We start from the raw sequence: 8767 nt of genomic DNA on the forward strand, positions 1-8767 counted from the left end.
CGGCGCGCACGGCGCTGCCGATGAGAAACAAGGAGTGAGATCATGACCCTGGAAACATGCTATGCCATGATGGGCGGCGATTTGGAAGGGGTGCGCGGGCGTCTGCGCACTGACGACCGCGTGGCGAAGTTCGTGGGCATGTTCCCGCACGACGAGACGTTCGCCACCCTCGAGAGCGCTTTGGGGGCTGGCAGCCTGCCCGAGGCGTTCCGCGCGGCCCACACGCTCAAGGGCGTGAGCCGCGACCTGGGCTTCACGCCGCTCTTCGAGGTGTCGGACGCGCTCGCGAACGTGCTGCGCCCCGCCAAGGACGGCGGAGAGGTCGACGTGGCCGCGGCCGAGCAGCTGATGGGGGACGTGAAGCGCGCCTACGAGCTCACGCTCAAGGCGCTTGCGACCATCGACGAGTAGGCGAGCAAGCAAACAAGCAAGCAGGCAGGCAAGCAAGCGATTAAGCAAGCAAGTCCGAGGTGGCGCCCGGGCTTCCCCCGCGGGAGGCCGGGGGCGGGGCGCCATCGCGCAAGAGAACTTCGACAGGACGGGAGAAGAAGGTTTCTCATCATGAAAGGTGATGAAAAGAAGGAGCTCCGCTGGCGCATCGGCATCGCGGCGGTCGCGGTGCTGTGCGTCGTGGCGGTCATCGGCGCGTTCCTGGCGATAAACTACCAGCGCACGATCGCCCAGAACGAGATGTTCCTCGAGGCCAGTACGAACCAGGTGCTCAACCGCCTCGACAGCGAGTTCGAGTTCTCGCAGCAGAGCCTCTACCTGTCGCGCGTCATCTACGAGGAGGCCCAGCCGCAAGGCGCCGAGGCCATCTGCAAGGAGCTGGCGTTCCTCGAGGCGGGCACGCCGTTCGAGTTCCTGGCCTTCGAGTCGGTCGACCGCACCACGTACAACTCGCGCGGCAAGGTCAGCGAGGCCCGGCCGCGCAATACGCAGGTCACCCGGTCGGGCGTCAGCACGCTTCTGGACGATCGGATCGGCGAGGGGCTCAACATCGTGTTCTACGAGCCCATCTACAACGGGGACGAGTACCTCGGCGTTCTGTCGGGCGTGTGGAGCAACGACCTGCTCGAGGAGGCCATCTCGGCCACGTTCTTCAGCGAGTACACGTCCACCTACCTGTGCGACTCCGACGGCACCGTCATCGCGTGCTCGAGCCAGTTCGTGACGGTCTCCTCCGACAAGCTCGACATCTCCTCGGTTGACAGCACCGAAGGCGACACGGTCGGCGAGATGCAGGAGTCGCTGGCGCGCGGCGAGAGCGTGACGTTCTCCTACGAGTCACCGCGCGGCCTCGGCCTCGCCTACATGGTGAAGCTCTCCGACCACGACTGGACCCTGGTGCGCACCTATCCCGCCAACATCAACGCCTCCTTCGTGGAGAGCGCGAACATCATGGGTATCGCGGCCATCGTGGCGATCGTCGTGGTGTTCGCCGTCCTCGTGGCGATCATCATAGTGCGCTCCTCGCGTGCGAACAGGGCCATCACCATCGAGAAGGACCAGTTCAGGCGCGTGACCAACGCGTCGTCCGAGCTGTTCAAGCGCTTCGCGATCCTCGACTTGGAAAACGGCATATACGAGTACATCAAGGGAGAGGACCTCGACGGGCGCCTGCCCATGCGCGGCGAGCTCGAGGACTTCTCGAACTTCTGGATCAGCCAGGCCGTCTACGATGACGAGCAGGAGAAGGTGCGCGAGATGATCGGCTCCTCGGTCATCCGGAGCAATTTCGACGACGGCGTGCGGATCCTGCGCTTCGAGTACCGCGTCAACTTCCAGGGCGAGACGCGCTGGCTTCAGCCGTCCATGGTGTGCCTGCGCCGCACCGCGGACGGGCGCGCCGCCAGCCTGCTGTACGCCGTGCAGGACGTGACCGTGGTGAAGGAGGAGGAGGCGCGCGCCCGCGAGGCGCTCGAGGACGCCTGCCGCGTCGCCGACCAGGCGTCGCGCGCGAAGAGCGACTTCTTGGGCAGCATGAGCCACGACATCCGCACGCCGATGAACTCCATCATGGGCCTCACGGCCATCGCGACCATGCACATGGACGATCCCGAGCGCGTGAAGGACTGCCTGCAGAAGATCACCGTGTCGAGCCGGCATCTGCTCGGCCTCATCAACGAGGTGCTCGACATGGCGAGGATCGAGAGCGGCAACATCGGCCTGTCCGAGGACGACTTCGACCTGCCCGAGGCCGTGGAGAACCTGCTCACCATCATCCACCCGCAGGTGTCGGCCAAGCATCAGCACCTGAAGGTCGACATCTCCAACGTCACGCACGAGCACGTGGTGGGCGACTTCATGCGCCTGCAGCAGGTGTTCGTGAACATCATGGGCAACTCGGTGAAGTTCACGCCCGAGGGCGGCACCATCGGCATGACCATCAGGGAGATCCCGTCGCGCATCGGCGGCTGCGGGCAGTACGAGTTCACGTTCTCCGACACGGGCTGCGGCATGAGCGAGGAGTTCGTCAAGCGCGTGTTCGACCCCTTCTCGCGCGCCAACGACAATCGCGTCACCAACGCCGAGGGCACGGGCCTGGGCATGTCCATCGTGAAGAGCGTCGTGAGCCTGATGAACGGCACGATCGACGTGAAGAGCAAGCTCAACGAGGGCACCACCTTCACCGTGACGGTGCATCTGAAGCTGCGCGAGGTGGACGCCGAGGACACGACGGCGCTGGCCGACCTCAACGTGCTGGTGGCCGACAACGACGAGACGGCGTGCGAGGGCGCGTGCGAGCTCCTCGAGGAGATCGGCATGAACCCCGAGTACGTGCTGTCCGGCGACGCCGCCATCGCGCGCGTGAGGGAGACGTACGACACGAGCGACGAGTTCATGGCGGTCATCCTCGACTGGAAGATGCCGGGCAAGAGCGGCATCGAGACGGCGCGCGAGCTGCGCCAGATCCTGCCCGACCACGTGCCGATCATCATCCTGTCGGCGTACGACTGGATGGCCGTCGAGCAGGAGGCCCGCATGGCCGGCATCGACGCGTTCGTGTCGAAGCCGCTGTTCAAGTCGCGCCTGATCCACGTGATGAACAGCCTTCTGGGCGAGGCGCGGCACGAGGACGCGCGCGACCACACCGACCTTCTGCGCGAGGCCGACTTCTCCGACAAGCGCATCCTCCTGGTGGAGGACAACGAGATCGCGGCCTCCATCGGGCTCGACATCCTGTCGTTCACCGGCGCTGCGGCCGAGTGCGCCGAGAACGGCAGGGTGGCGATCGAGATGCTGAGCGACAACCCGCCGGGCTACTACGACCTGATCCTCATGGACGGGCAGATGCCGGTCATGAACGGCTACGAGTGCGCCCACACCATCCGCTCGATGGGCCTGTCCGGGCGTCCCGACCTCGCGTCGCTGCCCATCGTGGCGCTCACCGCCGACGCCTTCGCCGACGACGTGAAGCGCGCCCTGAACGCGGGCATGAACGCCCACATGACCAAGCCGCTCGAGATCGACGCCCTCATGAAGGTCCTCGCCGAGTTCCTAGGGTAGGGAAAGAAGAGGGCGGGCGCGATCATCGCGCCCGCCCTCTCTTCGCTTCAGCTGCCCTGAGCGGCTTGTCCTACAGCCCCTCCACCTCGAAGCGCTTCGCAAGCGCCTCCTGGTGATGCCCGTACTGAAGGGCCACTTCCTTCGCCACCTTGCCCGCCTTCACGAGCTCGAACAGGCTCTGGTCCATGGTGCGCATGCCCTCTGCCCCGCCGGCGGCGATGGCGCTGTCGATCTGGTGCGTCTTCGCCTCGCGGATGAGGTTGCGGATGGCGGTGTTCGTCACCATGATCTCGAAGGCCGGCATCACGCCGCCGTCAATCGTGGGCACGAGCTGCTGGCTCACGATGGCGCGCAGCACCATGGAGAGCTGGATGCGGATCTGGCGCTGCTGCGAGGCGGGGAACGCGTCGACGATGCGGTCGACCGTGCTCGCCGCGCCCGAGGTGTGCAGCGTCGAGAACAGCAGCTGCGCCATCTCGGCGGCGGTGACGGCGGTGCCGATGGTCTCCTGGTCGCGCATCTCGCCGAGCAGGATGACGTCGGGGCTCTCGCGCATGGCCGAGCGCAGCGCCTCGCCGTACGTGGCCACGTCGGTGGGCACCTCGCGCTGCGTCACGATGCACGTGCCGTGGCGATGTATGTACTCGATGGGGTCCTCCATGGTGACGATGTGCCCCGTGCGCTCGTGGTTGAGCTTGTCGATGATGCACGCGAGCGTGGTGGACTTGCCCACGCCGGCCGGGCCCGTCACCAGCACGAGGCCCTTCTGGAACTGCGTCAGGCGCAGCACCTCGTCAGGGATGTGGAAGGCGGCGGGGTCGGGCAGGCCGAAGGGGATCACGCGGATCACCGCGCCGTACGACCCGCGCTGGCGGAAGATGTTCACGCGGAAGCGGCCGATGCCCGCGATGGCGAAGGAGAAGTCGTCGTCGTGGTTGGAGCTGCGCTCGAACCCGTCCATGCTGCGCCCGGAGACGGCGTAGATGCTGCGCACGATCTCCTCGGTGTCGGCGGGCATGAACGGGGCGATGTCGAGGCGCACCTGCCGGCCGCTCGCCTCGTAGGTCAGAGGAAGGCCGGCGATGATGAAGACGTCGGACGCGCTCACGTCCACCATGTCCTTGAGCAGCTGTTTCAGTTCCATGTTTTCTCCTATCGTGATTGAGCGGAGCCCGACCACAGCACCTCGCCAGAGCCGGCTTCATTCCATTGGGTAGTGGCGCGCCACTGAGAGATCTCGTAGGTGGCGTCAGGGCGTATGGTGAGGACCACCGAGAGCGTGCGCCCGCTGTCGCAGGCGAACTCGACGCAGGCTTGGCTGCCCTGCAGGGAGGCGCCCTCGTAGCCGCTGATGACGTCTTGCGCGGCGAGCAGGGCGGCGCTGGCGAGGTCGCCCTCGGCGCTTGCGCTTGCGCGCACGGCGGCGAGCGCCCCGTCGACCTCGGCGACGAAGCTCTGCGCGGCCTGCTCGTTGACGTAGGTGTCGGTGGTGAAGCGCGCCTGCTTCTCGGCGGCGCTGTAGGCGGCCTGCGCCGTGGTCACGGCGAGCACGGCCATGACGGCCAGGCACAGCACGATCACCAGCGAGAACAGGCTCACCGGGCCGATGCGCACCGACCCGCTCTGCCCGGCGTGGGGGTTGCGGCTCATAGCGTCACCTCCTCGCGCGTGTTATTCGAGGCGCTCGCGGCGGGCGCGGCTTCGCCGACGGGGCTCGCGGCCTCGTCTGCGCTGCGCGCGTCGCCCGCGGCGTTTGTGGTGCTCGTGAGGGCTGCGGTGCTCGTGAGGGTCGAGAACTCGTCCGCGACAGAGAAGCTGGAGAAGCTCACGGCTTGCGTGGCCCCGCTCGCGCGCGCGGCCGCCGCCTCGTTCGAGACGTAGCGCGCCGTGTCGAGCTCGTAGATCGCGTGCCCATCGCACGAGACGGTGATGTGCGCCTCGTAGAGCACGCCCGCCTCCTGCGCGTGCTGCTCGACGTCGCGCGTGAGCTGGAAGCCCTCGGCGACGCCCGTGCCCGCCGCGCCGCGGCTTGGCCCCGTGGGGTCGGCCGCGAACGCCTCGGCGTCGTTCGACGCGAGCACCGCGGCGTACGACAGGTCGTCGGCCGCCGCGCCGCGCTCGTAGGACGACACCATGAGCCCGGTGAGCACGGCCAGCGAGCTCATCATGAACACGAGCAGGAACAGCGCCTCCACCACGAACGCGCGCTCGTGGCGCGTCCGCTGCTCGGCAGGGCGGGCGCGGCGGCGCATGCGCTCCAGGTTGGCGACCGTCGCGTCGTACTGGTCGTATTGCTCGTATTGAACGTCAGGCATCTTCAGGCACCTCCTCGCACGCTGCGCAGGGCGACGCACGCGGAGCCCTGGTCGGTGTAGATGGTCAGGAGCCCGTTGCGGTACTCGAAGTCGAAGCGGCTCGACTCGACCACCTCGCGCGCCCGCTCAGGCGTGAACGCCGAGCCCGCGCGCGTGTACTCCTCCATGACGTACCCCTCGTACCAGTACAGGCGCGTCTCGTAAGTGCCTGCCTCGAGGTGCTCGGTCAGCACGAGCGCCGGGCCCTCGGGCCCCTCGGCCACGCCCACGGCGTCGGTCACGTCGTTGGTGCGCACGGAGTTCGACAGCAGCGACAACCCCAGGCGCATGTCGTCGGCCTCGGTGCGCATGGCGTTCGCCGAGCGGTACGCGTTCATGCCGACCAGGAGCGCCACCAGCAGGAACAGCGTGATGACGGCGAACAGCAGCGTGGCGAACATCCGCCCGCCGCGCCCGCGCTCGCTTGCCAGGCTGTCCCGTGTCGTCTCGTACCCGGTCATTTCGCCAACACCACCACGTTGGGCATCACGTTGCCCGCGAACACGCTGTAGGTGATCACGTAGTCGCCGTGGTTCACCACCAGCCCGTAGTTGTCCTCGAGGTAGGTGAGCGAGGAGGGGTAGGACCCCTCGATCGCGCAGCACTGCTTCGCGCTGCTCAGGATGGCGTTGCGCACCGACACCTCGCCCTGCTCACGCAGCGACGCGCTGATCTGGCCGTATGCGAACCATCCCACCGCCACGACGAGCACGGCCGCAAGAAGCGCGCCCATGCGCTGCCGTGTCCGGCGCCTCACCTGTTCTCGTGTAAGCTCGCGACGCATGGCGCTATCCTATCGAGCTCATGATGCCGATGAGCGGGAGCATCACGGCGATCAGCGTAGCGCCGATGCTCACGGTCAGAAACGCCGCCAGCGTCGGCTCGACGCTGTCGATCACGTTGTCGATGCGGGTGACGGCGTCGTCGAAGAACGTGTCGGACAAGCTCGAGAGCACGGTCTCCAGGCTGCCCGTGCGGGAGCCCACCATGAGCATGCGCGCGTACATGGGCTCGAACACGCCGCTCTCGGAGATGGCCTGCGGGAGGCTCTTGCCCTGCGCGGGGTCCACCATGACGTCGCGCGCCTGCGCGAGCTTGTCATGCAGCTCGGCGTGCTCGACCATGTCGACTGCGCGCTGCATGGCCGTGTCGGTGTCGATGCCGGCCGAGATGAACGTGGCCAGCGCCGCGGTGAAGCGCGCTATGGCGATCTGGCGCATGGGGTCGCGCGTGGCCGGCACCTTCTCGAGCAGGTGCACGAGCTTCTCGCGCCCGCCGGGCGTCGAGCCCACGGCCATGCCCACGAGCACGAGCACCGTGCACAGAAGCGTGACGGCGAGCGCCGCCCAGCCGATGATGATGGACACGTTCACGTAGGCGAACGAGCCGGCGGTCAGGTCGCCTGAGAGGCCCTCGTACACGTCGATGAACACGGGCAGGATCACCGCCGCGGCGAACAGCAGGATCACCGACATCACGCACAGAAGCGCGGCCGGGTACGCGATGGCGCTGCGCGTCTTGGCGTAGAGGCGGTCCTCCTCGTCGTAGTGCTTCGCCAGGCTCCACAGCACGCTCTCAAGGCGGCCCGAGCTCTCGCCCGCGGCCACCATGCTCACCAGGTGGGTGGGAAATGCGCCGCTCAGCTCAAGCGCCTTCGCGAGCGGCTTCCCCTCGACGAGCGCCGCGTACACGTCGCCGCATGCGGCCCTGAAGCCGCCGGCGTCCTCCGGGGCGCCCTTGCGCGCGCCGGCGCCCTGCTGATCCTCGCCGAGCAGGTACAGCGCCTCGTCCGTCTGGATGCCGGCGGAGTACATGATGGCCAGGCTCTCGCAGAAGGCGGAAAGCACGCCGCTTTCGAGCATCTTTGTTGCCATGTCCGTGTTCGCTCCTTGTCTTTCTGTCTCTCTCAGTCTGTCTCTCTCAACTTCCGAACCGCTGCCTGGCCGCGTGACGTCAGTAGACGTATCGGTCGGTGTACGAGCTGCCGTCGCCCACGAAGTCTGAAGACCCGCCGGCGGCGAACGTCAAGTCGACGCGCGTCCAGGTGCTCTCGTTCACGGTGAAGCTCGCGGCAACCCAGCTCCCGTCGATGAACACCATGTTCCAGGCATGGTAGATTCCGTCGGGAGCCACGTCGCCGGTGACTATCTTGCAGGGGATGCCGACGCTGCGCAGCATGGCCGCCGTGAGCGAGGCGTAGTCGAAGCAGATGCCGCTTTTCGACGCGATGGTGGCGTCGGGGTCGGGCACGTAGCCGGTGGCGTCGGTGAGCGAGGCGGCCTTCTGCTCGTCGTACGTCACGTTGGCGCACACCCACTCGCATATGGCCCGCAGCGCATCGCCCTCGTTCTGCGCGCCTGCGACGAGCTGGCTGGCGAGGCGCGTGCTCTCGCTCGACTCGTCGAAGTCGCAGAAGCAGTTGGGGCGGAGGAAGGGCTGGAACTCGTCGGCGAGCTGCACGGTGGCCGGCACCTGGTCGGACAGCGCCGCGTAGCGCGTGCCCGAGGTGTTCTCCCACACGCAGAAGGTGTAGCTGCCGTCGCCCATGTTCAGCGGGCACGCGATGGGGGTGCCGTCGCCGGGAAGGTCGTAGTAGTAACTCACGCCGCCTTGCGCCACCTCGAACTTCAAGCGCGCCGACGAGGTGGCAGATGCGGCCACGTAGCCCTCGCTCGTGTGCGAGATGTCGATGAGCGCGCCGTTGCTGTTCACGGCCGCGGCGGCGTCGAAGGGGGCCAGCGCGGGCGCGGCCTGCTCGAAGGCGGCGCCTGAGGTCGTGCCGCCCGTGGCCGCGTTCGAGTTCGCGCCTTGCGCGTTCCCGCCGCAAGCCGCGAGGGACAGCGCCGCCACGAGCGCGAGGGCCGCCGTCGCCAGGGCGCGGGCGGCGCGCCTGACGCTGCGGC

9 protein-coding genes are annotated in these 8767 nt (G+C 67.5%); 2 read left to right on the forward strand and 7 right to left on the reverse strand.

The genetic code is table 11. From position 1 onward, the window contains the following. Positions 1-42 precede the first annotated feature (42 nt). The gene (locus HRL41_RS07805) at positions 43-411 is read left to right on the forward strand and encodes an Hpt domain-containing protein (protein ID WP_165171382.1); all 369 of its coding nucleotides are present in this window, start codon (positions 43-45) and stop codon (positions 409-411) included. A gap of 150 nt (positions 412-561) precedes the next feature. Continuing rightward, positions 562-3510, forward strand: coding sequence for a response regulator (locus tag HRL41_RS07810; protein WP_172136287.1), 2949 nt, complete (start codon positions 562-564; stop codon positions 3508-3510). A 70-nt stretch (positions 3511-3580) separates the two neighbouring features. On the opposite strand, the gene HRL41_RS07815 is transcribed toward HRL41_RS07810, so the two are convergent. From HRL41_RS07815 to HRL41_RS07845, 7 genes are all read right to left on the reverse strand, one after another. Next, positions 3581-4654: a type IV pilus twitching motility protein PilT gene (locus tag HRL41_RS07815; RefSeq protein WP_172136288.1), complete on the reverse strand. Its 1074-nt coding sequence runs from the start codon at positions 4652-4654 to the stop codon at positions 3581-3583. Positions 4655-4662: 8 nt separating this feature from the next. Then, positions 4663-5160: a S4A5 electrogenic sodium bicarbonate cotransporter 4 gene (locus HRL41_RS07820; protein ID WP_172136289.1), complete on the reverse strand. Its 498-nt coding sequence runs from the start codon at positions 5158-5160 to the stop codon at positions 4663-4665. Beyond that, positions 5157-5825: a hypothetical protein gene (locus HRL41_RS07825; protein ID WP_216662587.1), complete on the reverse strand. Its 669-nt coding sequence runs from the start codon at positions 5823-5825 to the stop codon at positions 5157-5159. Before HRL41_RS07825 ends, HRL41_RS07820 begins: the two co-directional genes overlap by 4 nt. Positions 5826-5827: 2 nt before the next feature. Beyond that, positions 5828-6325, reverse strand: coding sequence for a DUF4860 domain-containing protein (locus HRL41_RS07830; RefSeq protein ID WP_172136290.1), 498 nt, complete (start codon positions 6323-6325; stop codon positions 5828-5830). Beyond that, positions 6322-6597 (reverse strand): hypothetical protein, encoded by a 276-nt coding sequence (locus HRL41_RS07835; protein WP_241157261.1) that lies wholly within the window; start codon positions 6595-6597, stop codon positions 6322-6324. Before HRL41_RS07835 ends, HRL41_RS07830 begins: the two co-directional genes overlap by 4 nt. A gap of 55 nt (positions 6598-6652) precedes the next feature. Beyond that, complete coding sequence (locus HRL41_RS07840) at positions 6653-7738, reverse strand: type II secretion system F family protein (RefSeq protein ID WP_172136292.1); 1086 nt, start codon at positions 7736-7738, stop codon at positions 6653-6655. A gap of 79 nt (positions 7739-7817) precedes the next feature. Next, positions 7818-8767, reverse strand: a 950-nt coding sequence (locus HRL41_RS07845) for a transglutaminase-like domain-containing protein (RefSeq protein ID WP_172136293.1), incomplete at its 5' end; no start/stop codon positions are given.

Source organism: Adlercreutzia sp. ZJ473 (assembly GCF_013185065.1).
In the GTDB taxonomy this organism is placed as follows: Bacteria; Actinomycetota; Coriobacteriia; order Coriobacteriales; family Eggerthellaceae; genus CAAEEV01.

Coding starts and splice junctions, on each gene's coding strand:
- HRL41_RS07805 (WP_165171382.1), top strand. CDS start 43: ATGACCCTGGAAACATGCTATGCCATGATGGGCGGCGATTTGGAAGGG.
- HRL41_RS07810 (WP_172136287.1), top strand. CDS start 562: ATGAAAGGTGATGAAAAGAAGGAGCTCCGCTGGCGCATCGGCATCGCG.
- HRL41_RS07815 (WP_172136288.1), bottom strand. CDS start 4,654: ATGGAACTGAAACAGCTGCTCAAGGACATGGTGGACGTGAGCGCGTCC.
- HRL41_RS07820 (WP_172136289.1), bottom strand. CDS start 5,160: ATGAGCCGCAACCCCCACGCCGGGCAGAGCGGGTCGGTGCGCATCGGC.
- HRL41_RS07825 (WP_216662587.1), bottom strand. CDS start 5,825: ATGCCTGACGTTCAATACGAGCAATACGACCAGTACGACGCGACGGTC.
- HRL41_RS07830 (WP_172136290.1), bottom strand. CDS start 6,325: ATGACCGGGTACGAGACGACACGGGACAGCCTGGCAAGCGAGCGCGGG.
- HRL41_RS07835 (WP_241157261.1), bottom strand. CDS start 6,597: ATGGGCGCGCTTCTTGCGGCCGTGCTCGTCGTGGCGGTGGGATGGTTC.
- HRL41_RS07840 (WP_172136292.1), bottom strand. CDS start 7,738: ATGGCAACAAAGATGCTCGAAAGCGGCGTGCTTTCCGCCTTCTGCGAG.